The sequence below is a fragment of the Bacteroides sp. ET336 genome (assembly GCF_024733815.1).
GTDB lineage: Bacteria > Bacteroidota > Bacteroidia > Bacteroidales > Bacteroidaceae > Phocaeicola > Phocaeicola cellulolyticus.
Map to the genome: position 1 here is coordinate 1 of NZ_JANRHK010000036.1, position 16,910 is coordinate 16,910.

At 39.1% G+C, this 16,910-nt stretch carries 9 protein-coding genes and 2 pseudogenes; 4 read left to right on the forward strand and 7 right to left on the reverse strand.

The features are described 5' to 3' along the window. Positions 1-463: 463 nt before the first annotated feature. The 5 genes and pseudogenes from NW213_RS16485 to NW213_RS16505 form a co-directional block, all read right to left on the reverse strand. A pseudogene (locus NW213_RS16485) lies at positions 464-1,156 on the reverse strand (DUF5020 family protein). Between the two features lie 143 nt (positions 1,157-1,299). Continuing rightward, complete coding sequence (locus NW213_RS16490) at positions 1,300-2,352, reverse strand: nucleoside hydrolase (protein WP_258323443.1); 1,053 nt, start codon at positions 2,350-2,352, stop codon at positions 1,300-1,302. A gap of 19 nt (positions 2,353-2,371) precedes the next feature. Next, positions 2,372-3,379, reverse strand: a pseudogene (locus NW213_RS16495) (GRP family sugar transporter). A 14-nt stretch (positions 3,380-3,393) separates the two neighbouring features. Further along, positions 3,394-4,299, reverse strand: coding sequence for a ribokinase (gene rbsK, locus NW213_RS16500; protein ID WP_154044243.1), 906 nt, complete (start codon positions 4,297-4,299; stop codon positions 3,394-3,396). A gap of 158 nt (positions 4,300-4,457) precedes the next feature. Next, entirely contained in the window at positions 4,458-5,909 is a 1,452-nt protein-coding gene (locus tag NW213_RS16505) for a hypothetical protein (protein ID WP_258323444.1), read from the reverse strand. 279 nt (positions 5,910-6,188) lie between these two features. Between NW213_RS16505 and NW213_RS16510 the strand changes: the two genes are divergently transcribed. From NW213_RS16510 to NW213_RS16525, 4 genes are all read left to right on the forward strand, one after another. Beyond that, complete coding sequence (locus tag NW213_RS16510) at positions 6,189-7,688, forward strand: acetyl-CoA hydrolase/transferase family protein (RefSeq protein ID WP_154044246.1); 1,500 nt, start codon at positions 6,189-6,191, stop codon at positions 7,686-7,688. Positions 7,689-7,859: 171 nt separating this feature from the next. Continuing rightward, positions 7,860-10,694 carry a leucine--tRNA ligase gene (gene leuS / locus NW213_RS16515; RefSeq protein WP_154044247.1) on the forward strand — a complete coding sequence of 945 codons (2,835 nt, stop codon included), beginning with the start codon at positions 7,860-7,862 and terminating at the stop codon, positions 10,692-10,694. A 9-nt stretch (positions 10,695-10,703) separates the two neighbouring features. Beyond that, a complete protein-coding gene (locus tag NW213_RS16520) occupies positions 10,704-11,600 on the forward strand; it encodes a YitT family protein (RefSeq protein ID WP_154044248.1) in 897 nt (298 codons plus the stop codon). Next, positions 11,601-12,179 (forward strand): non-canonical purine NTP diphosphatase, encoded by a 579-nt coding sequence (locus NW213_RS16525; RefSeq protein WP_204392537.1) that lies wholly within the window; start codon positions 11,601-11,603, stop codon positions 12,177-12,179. A gap of 50 nt (positions 12,180-12,229) precedes the next feature. Here NW213_RS16525 and rnr read toward each other — a convergent pair whose 3' ends face one another. Then, the gene (rnr, locus tag NW213_RS16530; RefSeq protein ID WP_258323445.1) at positions 12,230-14,377 is read right to left on the reverse strand and encodes a ribonuclease R; all 2,148 of its coding nucleotides are present in this window, start codon (positions 14,375-14,377) and stop codon (positions 12,230-12,232) included. A 252-nt stretch (positions 14,378-14,629) separates the two neighbouring features. Next, entirely contained in the window at positions 14,630-16,861 is a 2,232-nt protein-coding gene (locus NW213_RS16535) for a GH92 family glycosyl hydrolase (protein ID WP_258323446.1), read from the reverse strand. Between the last annotated feature and the right edge of the window lie 49 nt (positions 16,862-16,910).

A 16,910-nucleotide genomic window follows, 5' to 3' on the forward strand; every position in this document is an offset into this window, starting at 1 on the left:
GGATTTTCTCTACACGAAGGTTGCGGATGAACAACGGAAAACGTTCAGCTTAAAGATATATGTCAGTACGGTAAAAAATCTTCATGAGTAGGAGATAATATATGTATATAAATATAGCCTAGCGTTATGCCTGAATTATATATTGGAGTAACCTTTAGAGAATATCTGTTATAAGGGCTTTTAAAGCTTGTCTGTTTTATAGTGTGTGAATGATCCTAATTGAATAATCAGGAAAATATAATCATCTGAATATCGAGGTGAAATCAGATTATCATTTGATACGTATCATTTAAATTTTATCTTTGATATACATTGTCGGTTCTTTAGGATACAAAAGATTAGAAATACGCGATAAACAAATAAGGTTTATCCGATTTTTTAGAACATAAAAAAGCTGTCTCAAATTTTGTTCTGAGGCAGCTATGTATTTTTTATATAATGACAAAGTGTTTTTAAGCTTGTTCTAGAAATTCCATTTTGCGGCAATTGACGGAAAGAAAAAGACCTTGTTTTTATCAAGCATGTTATAGCTAATATTTATTTTCGTTCCGAATGCCAGTTTCTCATTAATGTTGTACCATCCTTGTGGGCCGAATAAAACTACAAATTTTTTCCCTTCGTTGGATTTTGTTTCTGTATTTTTGTTTTGGGTCCACATATCAATAAAACCTCATAATGTAAGTTTATTTTTCAGTATATCGCCCGACCATGTCAGTGTGAGCTGTGCATCATGGCTTATGTGATTGAAGGCATGAATCTTATATGACAGGTTTGCGCCAAGGTTGAATTTTCTTATGGTCAATGGATAATTGGCTCCCACAAAATACGAACCTGGTATAGAACCGCCTTTTGTAACACCTTCATCATATTCCAGGTGAAGTTTCACTGGTAAGTCTCCTATGTTTTGATTACGTGATATTTCCCAGTATGTAGTACCAATTCTTCCTTTTTCGCCTGTAAATTCAAAATCTATAAATGTGTAGAAAGATCCCCATTTATCGGCTTTGAACATATCGAATGTTACCATGACAAAGTTTTTGTCATACATCCTGCTGTTGATGGAATGATTTGGAAAATAGTGTAGTTGGATGTTTTGTGCTGATATTGCAGATAATGACAGTAATGACAGAAGCAGTATTAAATGTAACTTTTTCATATTTTCTTGATATTAGATAAGAGTTGTAAATGGGGTGTAGTATTCCCCTTCCGGCATTCCCTTTTCTTTTTACTATTAAAGAAAGGGAACACCGGTTAATATGGAATTAATTAAGGTACGGGGTATTAAAGAGATTTATTATTTTAGTTTTTCTTGAACAGATTTGCCAGAACTGTATAGAATCTGCTGTTGAATTCTTTATGGTCAACGTTTATACATATTGATACATTGGGGTTTTCTTCCAGAAGGCGAGCTTTGTCACCGATTGTTCTTCCGAAATCAGCTTCTGTAGTTCCCACTTTCATGTTCATTTCAAATGTTTGTACAAGGCTAGGATCTACAGCTACGGCTACAGCCAGAGGGTCGTGGAGTGCACATCCGTTCAGTTCCGGTTGAGTTGTGGCATAAGCATTGATATAGAAATCTACCATATCTGCATATTTTTTAGCTGAGACAGTGCCTATGTTCCTCCAGTTTTGTGTCTCCTTTTTAGTGAAAATGGTTCTCATAGTTACATCTAGTCCAACCATTGTAACTTTTGCCTTGCTGGTGAATACAATATTTGTGGCATTAGGGTCCTGATAGATATTTGCTTCAGCCAGCTGGTTTACATTTCCCGGAAGGAGAACTGCGCCTTCCATTATCACTATTCTGCCTACTTTCTCGGCGAACTGTGGATCTTTTTGAATAGCTTTTGCAACGTTTGTTAGCGGTCCAACAGCAACTATGGTAAGATCTTTCTTATATTCGTTAGCCATTCTTATCATGAAATCCACACCGCTTTCATCTTTTTTCTTGCTGGCTGATTGTGGTATCTCTATTTCGCCTATGCCGTTATTGCCATGTATGAACTTCGAAATATCACTTGGCAGATAAGGAGTATTGTCAATAAGTGAGCATTCAGCACCTGCATAAACAGGAATATCTTCTTTTCCTAATAGCTTTAATAAGTTTAATGAGTTCTCTATTCCTTTGTCAAGTGATACGTTTCCATAGCTGCCTACCACTCCCAGCAGATTAATGTCTTCGCATCCCAGTGCATATGCCGATGCTAATGCATCGTCTATACCTGTGTCAATATCAAGTATCATATTGACTTTCTTTGTGCTTTCTTTTGCAAGATTAGCGGCTGTTGTATTGACAGCGATACCTGCTGTCAGAATTATGATTAATGCGATTTTAAAGTAATTTTTCATAATGACTAAATTTTAAAAGTTATAAACCTGAATAAACTATCATTCCAAGTCCAAGGATGAAGAATATAAACATTAAAGTAAGATAAGATTTTGTTTTTGTGATTCCTCCGTGGAATTCTTTCCATACGAAAATTCCCCAAAGGGCTGCTATCATAGGCGCTCCCTGTCCCAGTGCATATGATACTGCCGAACCAGCCTTGTTTGCTGCTATATAGCTGAACAATGTTCCCAGCGCCCATATACATCCTCCCAACATACCGATAAGGTGGATTGAGATATTACCGTTGAAATACATCTTATATGTTGTAGGTTCGCCAATGAAAGGTTTCTTCATTATTAAAGTATTGAATACAAAGTTGCTTAGAAGTACACCTGATGAGAATATTACAAATGCAGTATATGGTGTTGAAAGTCCATGCTGAGGTGATATGAAGTTTTCTACATCCATGCTTTCCGCTACGAAACGGTAGAAGAACGACATACATACTCCAGCGAGTGCAGCAAGTAATATACCTTTATTTGTATTCTTACCTGAGTTTTCTGAACTGCTTACACTATTTGCCGACATATCATTAAGGATTATAGCCAATACTACGCAGGCTACTCCTGTGAACAGCCATAGAGGGTCGCCTTTAGGTGTTCCCAAATAGTTGATAAATACACCCAGTACAAGAGCTATACCTACTCCCAATGGAAATGCCACAGACATTCCTGATATGGAAACAGAAGCAGAGAGAAGAATGTTGGAAGCATTGAATATGATACCTCCCAGTAATGCATATCCCCAGGACTGTCCACTGATTTGCTGTATATCAGTTAGAAAATCACGTCCAACGCTTCCATGACTTCCCAAAGTGAAAGCCATCAATAGAGAGAACAAGAACATTCCAATTACGTAATCCCAATAAAAGAGTTCGAATCTCCAGGATTTTCCTACAAATTTCTGAGTGTTGCCCCAGGAGCCTCAGCATATCATGGTGATGATACATAACACTACTGCCAAGGCGTAATTATCTACGATAAACATAATATATGGATTTATCAGATTACTTCATTTCTATATGGGCATGATGACTGTGCTCCAAGTCTGGTGACTGTTATACCGGAACATTTATTGGCAAATTTTACGGCGTCAATTATATCTTTCCCTTCGGATAAAGCTACTACAAGAGCGCCACAGAAAGTATCACCTGCTGCTGTTGTATCTATAGCATTGACCTTTTGTGTTGGTACGGATATGTATTCTTCTTTTGTCTTTATGAAAGCACCGTAATCTCCCATAGTGATAATAACGGTTTCTATTCCTTTCTGGCTTATTATGTCGGTAGCATTTTTTGCGCTTTCTATGTCGCTCACTTTAATTCCTGACAGAATTTCGGCTTCTGTATTGTTGGGTATTATTATTGAAACATTCTCCAATAATTCTTTTGGAAGAAACTGAGCAGGAGCAGGGTTCAGAACAACTTTCACTCCATGTTCCTTGGCTACTTTTGCTGCGTATGTAACTGTTTCTATAGGAATTTCCAGCTGCATCAGCAGAATATCTGCATCATATACTGTACTTTCAACGCTTTTGAAATCATCAATACTGTATGTGCTGTTAGCACCTGATGCTACGATAATGCTGTTTTCTCCTTTCTTGTCAACTGAAATCATTGCCACTCCTGATGGCTTGTCGGAAGAAGACAGAATGTAATCAGTGTTGATATTTTCTTCTGAATATAGACTGACAGACTGGCGTCCGAAAAGGTCATTGCCTGTTTTTGTCAGAAATACAACGTTCCCTCCCAATCTTGCTGCAGCTACAGCCTGATTGGCTCCTTTTCCGCCTGGATTCATAATAAATTCACCGCCAAGGATTGTTTCTCCCGGAACAGGTAGTCTGTCTGATTTTATTACCATATCGGTATTACAACTACCTAATACTACAATTTTTTTCGTTTTCATGATATAGTTTTTTTCGTTTACGGTGTAAAAGTATTGTTATATTTCAGGCATATCAAACCAATTATATCCGATTTATAAAAACTCAACGATATACTTCTTCTTATGATGTTTTGATAATCAGTATGTATAAGAATAAATATCACTGTATAAAATATGGGTTATGCATGTGATAAAATCCAACTTTTAAAGTCAAATATTTTCATGGTAAGATGGTCAGAAATATTTTGTGGAGTGTCAATCTGCTTGCATAATTCTTCAAGATACTTCTTTTTATCCGATTGGGAAAGTTTAAACATGTCTTTTGTAAAGAATTCGTATAGTATAGCTTCTATTTTTGATGTCTCTCTGTTGTTTTTCAATTTTCTTCTGGCTGCTCTTATGGAATATTCCAGAAAATCGTATTCCTGGAGTTCGTATATAGATATGTAATATAATAGCAGGCAAGGTTTATATAGAAAAAATCTTTGATAATTGGAGTCTTTTACAATATCATAAAGAATCTTTTTTGCCTGTTTATGTTCGTTGATGTTTATGTTTAATAATGACAATTCAAGTATGAACTGTATTTTTCTGAATGGTGTAAGAAATTTCACTATGGAGTCTGTATCTTTGTAACAGCTTATGAGTTCTTTTATTTTTTTCTTGTCATCAGTATGTATATAATATTCAGCTTTGTTTGTGAATATTATGCATTCTATTTCTGCATTGAATTCTGCGGTATAATATTTCAATCCCTCCAGGATGTTAATGTAATACTCCATTTCCGAATATTGCCTGTTCTCATTGCATTTTTTCAGCACATTCTCGATGAACTGCATATAATCGGATGGTGGATTGTTAAGGAATGATTTATGAGAGGCGAACAGTTCGTTCGCTTCTTTGTAAATGTTGTTTGCCGCCTGATAATTGTTCTTGCATAACAGATATATACCCTGGAACAGTAAATGTTTTTTCTGTATTTCGAACAGATTTTTTCTCAGATTGTTGACAAATGTTATTTCCGTTATTGCCAGATCGTCAAAAATCTTGGTGTCCGATTTTCGGCTGGTGTAGAACACCATGAGTTCATATATTTCCGACTGACGATTTATCTGATTAAGTACATTCAGATATCCTTTTAGTCTCAAATGCTCTTTTATAAGGGTATCTTCTGATATGTCAAGGAAGTTTTCCTGACGCATGGAATCCAGTTTTGTTCTCTGTGCTAAAGAGGAGACACTGTAATCTTCTGTTGACTCGGATTCTTCAATCACTTCGTCCAGCATCTGGAAATGCTCGTCCATCAGATGCTTTTCTTTGAGAATATTTGCCTGTATTATTTTATAATATAAGTTATGTTTGCATTTTTTCTTTATGGCAAGACTTACCAGTGTGGAAAGGATGTGCTGGTATAAATAATTAGCTTCCGGAACAAATGAATTTATTGGGTAATACTTTGCATAATTCTTTTTAATATTTTCTATATCAGTTATGTTTTTCTTGTCTATGATATCGAATATTTTCATATATGCTTTTTCTGTCGGATTTTCTCCTGCCTGTAGATATAAAGCCTTCTTTTCCGATTTTGATAATGCGTTTATGAGTAATATTAATGAACCGATTTTTTTCATAACTAATATATGTTTTTCAATGTAATATGCGATATTGGCATTTATTTCTGATATCTGCAAATAAATCAGTAGAAACTTGGATAGAAACGTGGCTCTTAATAATTGTCAAAATATTTGAAATATTAGATTATGACTCTCATTTTGTAGAAAAAAATATGTTTTTCATCATAAATTTGAAACAAGAAGTATTGGATTTGATGTTTTTTTTCTAAATTTGGAGAGTCTCAGAAAACTTACTAAGTTTCGAATATATACAAATAACTTTAAAAACACAATATCATGAGCTATAAATTTATGACAGCGGCCGAAGCTGCAAGTTTGATTAAAGACGGAGATATTATTGGATTAAGTGGATTTACACCAGCCGGAACACCTAAGGCTGTTACTGCCGAGTTGGCTAAAATGGCTGAAGAAAAACATGCACGTGGAGAACATTTTAAAGTGAGCGTTCTTACAGGTGCTTCAACCGGTGATTCATGTGACGGCGTTCTGATACGTGCAAATGCTCTTGATTTCAGAGCACCATATACTACAAATTCTGATTTCCGCAAGGCTTGCAACAACGGACAGGTAAAATACTCTGATATACATCTGTCACAAATGGCTCAGCGAATCCGTTCCGGTTTCTTGGGTAAGGTGAATGTTGCCATAATGGAAGCTTGTGAACTGACTGCCGACGGACGTATTTATCTTACTGCCGGTGTGGGTATTTCCCCTACAGTGGCACGTCTGGCAGAAAAAGTTATAGTCGAACTTAACGCTGCTCATAACAAGACAAGTCTTATGGGTATGCATGATATTTATGAACTAGAACGTCCGCCACATCGTCGTCCTATCATGATAGAACATGCTAGTGACCGTATCGGAACACCATATATTCAGGTTGATCCGGCCAAGATTGCTGCTGTGGTGGAAGTGAATATTCCTGACGAAGCCCGTGGGTTCCACGATCCGGATCCTATTACCGACAAGATTGGTCAGAATGTGGCAGACTTTCTGGTAAATGATTTACGTAAGGGTACAATACCTTCTACTTTCTTGCCTTTACAGTCTGGGGTAGGCAATATAGCAAATGCCGTGTTGAGTGCATTGGGTAAGAATCCTGATGTACCTGCTTTTGAAATGTACACTGAAGTTATCCAGAACTCAGTGATAGATTTGGTAAAAACCGGTAGAATAAAGTTCGGTAGTACATGTTCTTTGAGTGTGACAAACGACTGTCTGCAGGATATTTACGATAACATTGAATTCTTCCGTGACAAACTTGTGTTGCGTCCTTCTGAAATTTCAAACTGTCCTGAAGTAGTACGCCGTCTTGGAGTTATCTCAATGAATACAGCAATCGAAGCGGATATTTACGGTAACGTAAACTCTACACATATCTGCGGAACCAAGATGATGAACGGTATCGGAGGTTCTGGCGACTTTACGCGCAGTGCTTATATCTCTATTTTCTCTTGTCCTTCAACAGCGAAGGGTGGTTGTATCAGTTCTATTGTTCCTATGGTGTCACATCAGGATCATAGCGAACACTCTGTAAATGTAATCATCACAGAACAGGGTATTGCCGATTTGCGTGGTAAGAGTCCTATGGAACGTGCCAAGACTGTTATTGAGAACTGCGCTCATCCAGATTATAAGCAGTTGTTGTGGGATTATCTCAAGATAGCCAGCAAGGGACAGACCAGTCACAGCTTGTCAGCAGCATTGGGTATGCATGAAGTATTCCTCGACAAGGGAGATATGCGTCTGACTGACTGGGCTGACTTTAAAAAGTAAAAACGAATTAAAATAATATGCGGGCAGCAGCAAGAGTTATAATACTTTATCTCTTGTTGCTGCTTTTTGCTTTCATTCTATTGTCTTTTGGGGTATCTTTATTTTTTTTATTGTATCTTTGCAAACAAATTGGATAAATAACGTAAAATCAAATATATAAAGTACATCGCTATGGAATATAATTTCAGGGAGATAGAAAAGAAATGGCAACAGAAGTGGGTGGAAAACAAGACCTACAAAGTTTCGGAAGATGAATCAAAAAAGAAGTTTTATGTGTTGAACATGTTCCCTTATCCGTCGGGAGCAGGACTTCACGTAGGTCACCCGCTGGGATATATTGCCAGCGATATATATGCTCGCTACAAGCGACTTCAAGGTTTCAACGTTCTTAATCCGATGGGTTACGATGCATACGGGTTGCCAGCAGAACAGTATGCAATCCAGACAGGTCAGCATCCGGCTGTAACTACTGCGGCTAACATTGCACGTTATCGTGAACAGCTTGACAAAATCGGTTTTTGCTTTGACTGGGACCGCGAAGTTCGTACTTGCGAACCTGATTATTACCATTGGACACAATGGGCTTTCCAGAAGATGTTCAACAGCTATTATTGCAATTCATGTGGTAAGGCTCAGCCTATTGAAAATCTGGTTAAGGCTTTCGAAACAAAAGGTACTGAAGGACTTGACGCTGCATGCAGCGAAGAATTGAGTTTTACTGCCGAAGAATGGAACGCAAAATCAGAAAAGGAACAGCAGGAAATTCTGATGAACTACCGTATAGCATATCTTGGCGAGACTATGGTGAACTGGTGTCCTGCATTGGGTACTGTATTGGCCAACGATGAAGTTGTAGATGGCGTTTCTGAACGTGGAGGACATCCTGTAGTGCAGAAGAAAATGCGCCAGTGGTGCTTGAGAGTTTCTGCTTATGCACAGAGATTGCTCGACGGACTTGAAACAGTTGACTGGACAGACTCTCTGAAAGAAACACAGCGTAACTGGATTGGCCGTTCTGAAGGTGCTGAAGTTCGTTTCAAGGTTAAAGACAGTGACATGGAATTCACTATCTTTACAACACGTGCGGATACTATGTTCGGTGTTACTTTCATGGTTCTTGCTCCTGAAAGCGAATTAGTGGCACAACTTACTACTGAGGCTCAGAAAGCAGAAGTTGAGGCTTACCTTGACCGTACAAAGAAACGTACTGAACGCGAACGTATATCAGACCGCCGCGTGACAGGTGTGTTCAGCGGTTCGTATGCGGTGAATCCGTTCACAGGAGAGGCTGTACCTATCTGGATCAGCGATTACGTACTTGCAGGTTATGGTACAGGTGCTATTATGGCAGTTCCGGCTCACGACAGTCGTGACTATGCTTTTGCAAAACATTTCAACTTGCCTATCGTTCCGCTGGTTGAAGGATGTGATGTCAGCGAAGAAAGCTTTGATGCCAAGGAAGGTATTGTCTGCAACTCTCCAAAGGCAGGCGTAACTCCATATTGCGATTTGAACCTTAACGGTCTTACAATAAAGGAAGCTATAGCTACTACAAAGAAATATGTAAAGGAACATAACCTCGGACGTGTAAAAGTTAACTTCCGTCTGCGTGACGCTATCTTCTCACGTCAGCGTTATTGGGGCGAGCCATTCCCTGTTTACTACAAGGACGGTATGCCATATATGATTGACGAAAGCAAATTGCCTTTGCAGTTGCCTGAAGTAGCCAAGTTCCTTCCTACTGAGTCTGGCGAACCTCCATTGGGGCATGCCACAAAATGGGCTTGGGATGTAAATGCCGGCGAGGTAGTTGAAAACTCTAAGATAGATAATGTAAACGTATTCCCTCTTGAACTTAATACAATGCCTGGTTTTGCAGGTTCAAGTGCATACTATCTACGCTATATGGACCCACACAATGACAAGGCACTCGTATCTGAAAAGGCAGACAGATATTGGCAGAATGTTGATCTCTATGTAGGTGGTACTGAACATGCTACAGGTCACTTGATATATTCACGTTTCTGGAACAAATTCTTGTTCGATCTCGGTGTAAGCGTTAAGGAAGAACCATTCCAGAAACTTGTAAACCAGGGTATGATTCAGGGACGAAGCAATTTTGTATATCGTATCAAGGATACAAACACATTCGTTTCTCTCGGACTGAAAGACCAGTATGACGTTACTCCTCTTCATGTTGACGTAAATATCGTATCAAACGATATCCTCGATGTTGAGGCATTCAAGAACTGGCGTCCGGAATACAATAATGCTGAATTCATCCTTGAAGACGGCAAGTATGTGTGCGGATGGGCAGTTGAGAAGATGAGTAAGTCTATGTACAACGTAGTAAACCCTGATATGATTGTTGAACGTTACGGAGCAGATACATTGCGTATGTATGAAATGTTCCTTGGCCCTATCGAACAGTCTAAGCCATGGGATACTAACGGTATTGATGGTGTTCATCGTTTCTTGAAGAAATTGTGGAGCCTGTTCTACAGCCGTAATGACGAATTCCTTCCTCAGGACGGTGAAGCTACAAAAGAAGAACTAAAGGCAGTACACAAACTGATAAAGAAAGTGACTGGAGACATTGAGACATTCTCTTACAACACTTCAATCAGTGCATTCATGATTTGTGTAAACGAACTCACTTCATTGAAATGTCGCAACAAAGCTGTATTAAGCAATCTGGTTGTTATTATAGCTCCGTTTGCTCCTCACTTGGCGGAAGAACTTTGGGCTGCTTTAGGAAATACGACATCTGTTTGTGATGCTCAGTGGCCTGCATTCAACGAAGACTATCTGAAAGAAGATACAGTGAAATATACAATTTCTTTCAACGGTAAGGCGCGTTTCACTATGGAATTTGCTGCAGATGCAGACAATGAAACAATCCAGTCTGCAGTTCTAGCTGACGAACAGGCACAGAAATGGATTGATGGCAAGACTCCTAAGAAGGTGATTATCGTACCTAAGAAGATTGTAAATATTGTTCTGTAAACCATATTTATGGAAGCATTGTTAAAAAGAAAATTTGGCCGGGAGACGAAAGACTACCTGGCCATAACTTTAGGTTTGATATGTTACTCAATTGGTTGGGCAGCGTTTCTTTTGCCTTATCAGATTACTACAGGTGGAGTGACAGGTATAGCAGCTATAATCTATTATGCGACAGGTGTTGAAATTCAGGTTTCATATTTCATAATTAATGCCGTATTTTTAGGTTTTGCATTGAAAATACTCGGACCTAAGTTCAGTATCAAGACCATATATGCCATAATCATGCTGACGTTCCTGCTATGGTTCTTCCAAATGTTATTTAAGGACGATAGTGGAAAATTACCAATGTTGCTTGGACCAGGACAGGATTTCATGGCATGCGTTATAGGAGCTGGACTTTTAGGCTTTGGTATTGGTCTTGTGTTCTGTCATAATGGTAGTACCGGTGGGACTGATATTATTGCATGGATTATCAACAAGTATAAGGATGTTACTCTTGGACGTATGATGATGTATTGTGATATAATCATTATATCCTCCTGTTATTTTATTTTCCATGATTGGCGACGTGTATTGTTTGGCTTTTGCGTGTTGTTTGTCATGAGTATAGTGATAGATTATGTAATTAATAGTACTCGTCAATCTGTACAGTTCCTTATATTCTCGCGCAAGCATGATGAGATAGCTCAGGGTATTTCCACTCAGATTAATCGTGGAGTAACTCTCCTTGACGGAAAAGGATGGTATAGCAAGCAGGACATAAAGGTGGTTGTGGTTCTTGCAAAGAAAAGTCAGTCACTTGACATTTTCCGTCTTGTGAAGGATATTGATCCTAATGCATTTATTTCCCAAAGTAATGTAGTGGGAGTTTACGGCGAAGGTTTTGACCCATTGAAAGTTAAGTAAATTATGAAGAAACTTGTTTTTGCAACAAATAACGCACATAAGCTGGAGGAAATCCGTGCTATATTAGGCGATAAGGTAGAGATCTTGAGTCTTAATGATATAGACTGTCATGCCGACATTCCTGAAACGGCTGATACTTTGCAGGGTAATGCTGCATTGAAGGCACAGTATATATATGATAATTATGGTTTAGACTGTTTTGCCGATGATACAGGTCTTGAAGTCGAGGCTTTGAATGGTGCGCCCGGAATTTATTCTGCCAGATATGCCGGTGGAGAAGGGCATGACTCTGAAGCCAACATGAAGAAACTACTTTCTGAAATGCAGGATAAAGATAACCGCAAGGCACGTTTCCGTACTGTTATTTGCCTGATAGAAGGTGGTAAGGAACACTTCTTCGAAGGAATAGTAAACGGCAGCATAATACGTGAAAGAAAAGGTGGAGCGGGTTTCGGTTATGATCCTGTATTTATGCCGGACGGATATTCAGAAACCTTTGCCGAGATGGGTAATGATGAAAAGAATAAGATAAGCCATCGCGCTAGGGCTGTTCAGAAACTTTGTGAGTATTTACTATAAAACAAGAAAGTCAGAGAATTTCTCTGACTTTCTTGTTTTATATAATAATCTTATTCCGCTAGCACGAAATCCAGCTGTTTCTTTTCCAGGTTGGCGCGTGCCACTTTTATCTTTATTGCATCACCAAGGCTGAATTTCTGATGATAACGTCTGCCGATAAGGCAATAGTTCTTTTCGTCGAACTCGTAATAGTCATTGCCCAGGTCACGCATTGCTACCATACCTTCACATTTGTTCTCGTTAATTTCTACATATATTCCCCATTCGGTCACTCCGGAGATTACTCCTTCATAAACAGTTCCTATATGATCGCTCATGAATTCTACCTGCTTGTATTTGATTGATGCGCGTTCAGCACTTGCAGCGGTCTGTTCCATTGCAGAGCTGTGTTCGCACATGCTTTCATACTTGTCGGCCTGTGCACTTCGTCCTCCGTCCAAATAGCGTGTCAGCAGACGGTGAACCATAAGGTCAGGGTAACGGCGTATAGGCGAAGTAAAATGAGTGTAGTAATCGAATGCAAGACCATAGTGACCGATGTTGTGGATTGAATATCTTGCCTTCTGCATAGAACGCAATGACACTGTTTCCACTAAGTTCTGTTCTCCCTTTCCGTTTACATCTTTCAACAGGCGGTTGATAGACTTTGATACTTCTGTTTTTGTTCCGCTCGTACGGATTTTATAACCGAAGCGTGCGATAAACTGGTTAAGGTTGTCCAACTTGTCTGGGTCCGGCAGGTCGTGGATACGATATGGGAATACCTTTGCCTTTTTGTTCTTTGGCACTTTTCCTATATGTTCCGCTACGGTACGGTTTGCCAGAAGCATGAATTCCTCTATCAGTTTGTTTGCTTCCTTGGACTGCTTGAAATAAACGCTCAGAGGCTTTCCTTTCTCGTCAATTTCGAATCTCACCTCGCAGCGGTCGAAGTCGATAGCTCCTGCGGCAAGACGTTTTTCACGAAGAATCTGAGCCAGTTTGTTCAGTTCAAGAACTTCTTCCTTGAAATCTCCTTCACCGGTTTCTATTATATTCTGAGCCTCTTCGTATGTGAAACGTCTGTCGGACTTTATCACTGTATGTCTGATACGATAGTCCTTGACCTCCGCTTTTTCGTTCATATCGAATATTACAGAATAAGCCAGTTTCTCTTCGTTAGGACGCAGTGAACAGATGAAGTTGCAAAGGCGTTCTGGCAACATAGGTATCGTACGGTCCACAAGATATACGGATGTGGCACGTTTCAATGCTTCCTTGTCTATGATACCGCCCTCTTTGACATAATGTGAAACGTCGGCGATATGTACACCAACCTCCCAAAGTCCAGGTTTCAGTTGTCTGATTGAGAGTGCGTCGTCAAAATCTTTCGCATCCTTAGGGTCGATGGTGAATGTGGTTATATTGCGGAAATCCTCACGTTCTGCATAATCCTCTTTTGTAATTTCTGCAGATAATTTTTCTGCTGCGGCCTCTACTGATTGTGGATAAGTATATGGCAATCCGTATTCAGCCAGTATGGCGTGCATTTCAGTGTTGTTTTCGCCGGCCTGTCCAAGCACGTCTATAACCTCACCGAAAGGATTCTTTGCTTCGTCCGGCCATTCTGTAATTTTCACTACAGCCTTATCGCCATTCTTTGCTCCTTTAAGCTTTTCTTTAGGTATAAAGATATCGTTGGCAAGTGTGCTTGTTTCTGTAATGAGGAAAGCATAGTTTTTCGATACTTTCAGTGTACCTACGAAAGTCGCTTTTGCTCTGTCAAGTATTTCTATCACTTGTCCTTCTATCTTCTGTTTCTTGCATTTTGCACAGAGAGAAATCTTCACCTTGTCATTGTTCATGGCATGAGCTGAGTTCCTTTCTGCAATAAAGATCGGTTCTCCTCCATCGTCAGGTATAAACGAGTTTTTGCCGTTGCTCTTTCTGATGAAGGTTCCTGTCATTATCTGACCTCTGTCATTAAGTTTCCATCTTCCCTTTTCGGCTTCAATCAGGAAATTGTCTTCTGCCATATCCTTTACTATGTCGGTACATAGCATTTTGGTAGGATGTGTTGTTAGTTTCAGTCCCAGGAATAATTGCTTAAGACTTATAGCCTCAGTCGGTTTGTTGCGGAAATAGTTTATGATGAGTTCCGACATCTCTTTTTTCTTCATTCTTTTTCCGCCTTTTTTTTCTTTTTTATTTTTAGCCATAGCTATTCCTTTCTTTGTTAGTTTCTACAAAGTAAGCAAAATAAATGGAATAAAGATATAATAGTCTTATTTATTTTCCTGCAAACCAGTAAAAGTGCCACATTTTCCGGCATTTTCATCCTGAAAGAAATCTGCCTGTAATAATTCTGTTTCTACATATTCATACAATTATATGTAAAAGTCAGAATTAATACAGGCAGACCATTATTTATTACAGACTGTTGTGTTATTGTTTAAAGCAACAGATGATTTTTAGAACCAGGCCTTTTGATTGTCACCCATAATGAATTTAAGGCTTCCTCCTTTTATGATGTCGTTATATTCTATCCATGGCTTGTTGTATTCTTTACCATTCAGAATTATACCCTGGATGTAGTTGTTGTCTTTACCTGAGTTCTCTTTTTCGATAGTGAATGTTCCATTTTTAACTTTCAGTTCAACATTCTCGAAAAGAGGGTAGCCAAATACAAATTTACCACCTGCTGGTTCTACCTGATAAAAACCAAGTGATGAAAGTATATACCATGCAGACATTTGTCCCACATCTTCATTTCCTGAAAGTCCGTCAGGATTTGTGCTGTACATTGTGTTTAGAACTTCTTTTATGCGGTCTGCAGTCTTCCATGGTTGTCCCAAAAGTGTGTATAAGTATGTTATATGATGACTTGGCTCGTTTCCGTGGGCATACTGACCTATAAGGCCACTTATATCTGGTGAAGAAGCATCTCCCATATCACCGTTTGCTATAAACAAGGAATCAAGTTTTCCTATGAGTTTATCTTTGCCACCGAAACATTCTGTAAGTCCTTCTATATCGTGTGGTACCAGCCATGTATATTGCCATGCATTGCCTTCACAGTAATCATCGTCTCTATGTGATGAACTATATGGGCTGAACGGAGTACGCCAGGTACCATCCAGCATTTTACCTCTCATAAAACCTGTTGAAGGGTCGAAATAGTTCTTGTATGATTTACTCCTTTTCAGGAAATACTCATAATCTTCCTGTTTACCTAGTTTAAGAGCAGCTCGCGCTACCGCCCAGTCGGCTAATGCGTATTCCATATCGTATGCAATGGACTCCAGCATTTTGTCTGACGGGATAAAGCCATATTCAATTCTGTGTTGCATTCCTCTTTCTCCTAGCATGGATGATTCTTTTAGAGCTTCGTAGGCCAATTCATAGTCAAATCCCTCTATGCCTTTAAGAATGGCATCTGCAACTACAGGAACACCAGGGTTACCTACCATACAGTCTGTTTCACAACCCATGAGATGCCATACCGGAAGCTTTCCTTGTTGCTTATAGATGGTAATCATCGTGTTTATAATATCACTCATCTTTTCAGGATGAAGAATGGTCATAAGTGGCTGTGCAGCTCTGTATGTGTCCCAAAGTGAGAATGTTGTATAGTTCTTAAATCCTTCTCCCTTGTGCATTTTATTGTCGGCTCCGTAATAGTCACCGTTTACATCACAGAATTCGGATGGAGCAAACATAGAGTGATACAATGCGGTATAGAAAATCTTTTTGGCATTATCATCAGAACATTTGTTGATTTTTACTTTACCAAGTTCCTCGTTCCATGCGTCTTTTGCGTCGGCTATGACTTTGTTGAAGTCCCAACCGCTTAACTCTGTCTGCATATTCAGTTTGGCACCGTCTTCTGACACAGGAGATAGGGCAACTTTCATATATATAGGTTTCGAATCATTTTGGGCAAAATTTACTCTCGCGAACATTTTTTCTCCCTTACCTTCTTTGGCATCATTTAAGGTTTTACCATCTACAATGAATTCTACACCGTCAAATTTTCTTGAGAACTCTGCATGGAAGAATACTTTCTGGTTGTTAGCCCATCCTTTTGAATATCTGTATCCGTTGATAGTACTGTCGTTTACTATTCTTACAAGTGCTTCGGTTGGTTTATCCCAACATCCGCCATTTACCATATCGAATACAATTGAAGGCTTTTCGTCTGAAAGATATGTATATTTGTGAAAACCTACTCGTTTGGTTGCTGTAAGTTCTACATCTACATTGTATCTTGACAAATGAGTTCTGTAATATCCCGGCACTACTGTTTCTTTCGATCTGTCAGAGTATGACCATAGACCGGTTTCGTATGAAGAGTTGTCTCCACGTGCATAAGTGACTTCACCTGTTACAGGCATAACATTGATGTCGTGCAAGTCGCCTATACCTGTACCGCTAAGGTGTGTATGAGGAAACCCTATGACTGTAGAGTCTGATACATGATATCCCGAAACCCAATCCCAACTTTGAGGAATACTGGTGGGGCCCAATTGTACAAAACCATATGGAACGTTAGCACCATAGAACACATGTCCATGACCTCCTGTTCCTATTTTAGGATCTACATAGGCTGTATAGTCCTGTTCCAATACGGTAGTGGTTTCGTTACTGCACGATGCCAGAAAACAAGCCAGCATTGATGCAAAGGCAATAGATAACTTCTTCATAACAAGGTAGTATTAAATGTTTTTTTGACAGGTAATTATATCGCAAAAA

Excerpts from the sequence above, each read along its gene's own strand:
- NW213_RS16535 (WP_258323446.1), bottom strand. The coding sequence starts at position 16,861 with ATGAAGAAGTTATCTATTGCCTTTGCATCAATGCTGGCTTGTTTTCTG.
- NW213_RS16520 (WP_154044248.1), top strand. The coding sequence starts at position 10,704 with ATGGAAGCATTGTTAAAAAGAAAATTTGGCCGGGAGACGAAAGACTAC.
- rnr (WP_258323445.1), bottom strand. The coding sequence starts at position 14,377 with ATGGCTAAAAATAAAAAAGAAAAAAAAGGCGGAAAAAGAATGAAGAAA.
- leuS (WP_154044247.1), top strand. The coding sequence starts at position 7,860 with ATGGAATATAATTTCAGGGAGATAGAAAAGAAATGGCAACAGAAGTGG.
- NW213_RS16505 (WP_258323444.1), bottom strand. The coding sequence starts at position 5,909 with ATGAAAAAAATCGGTTCATTAATATTACTCATAAACGCATTATCAAAA.
- NW213_RS16510 (WP_154044246.1), top strand. The coding sequence starts at position 6,189 with ATGAGCTATAAATTTATGACAGCGGCCGAAGCTGCAAGTTTGATTAAA.
- NW213_RS16490 (WP_258323443.1), bottom strand. The coding sequence starts at position 2,352 with ATGAAAAATTACTTTAAAATCGCATTAATCATAATTCTGACAGCAGGT.
- rbsK (WP_154044243.1), bottom strand. The coding sequence starts at position 4,299 with ATGAAAACGAAAAAAATTGTAGTATTAGGTAGTTGTAATACCGATATG.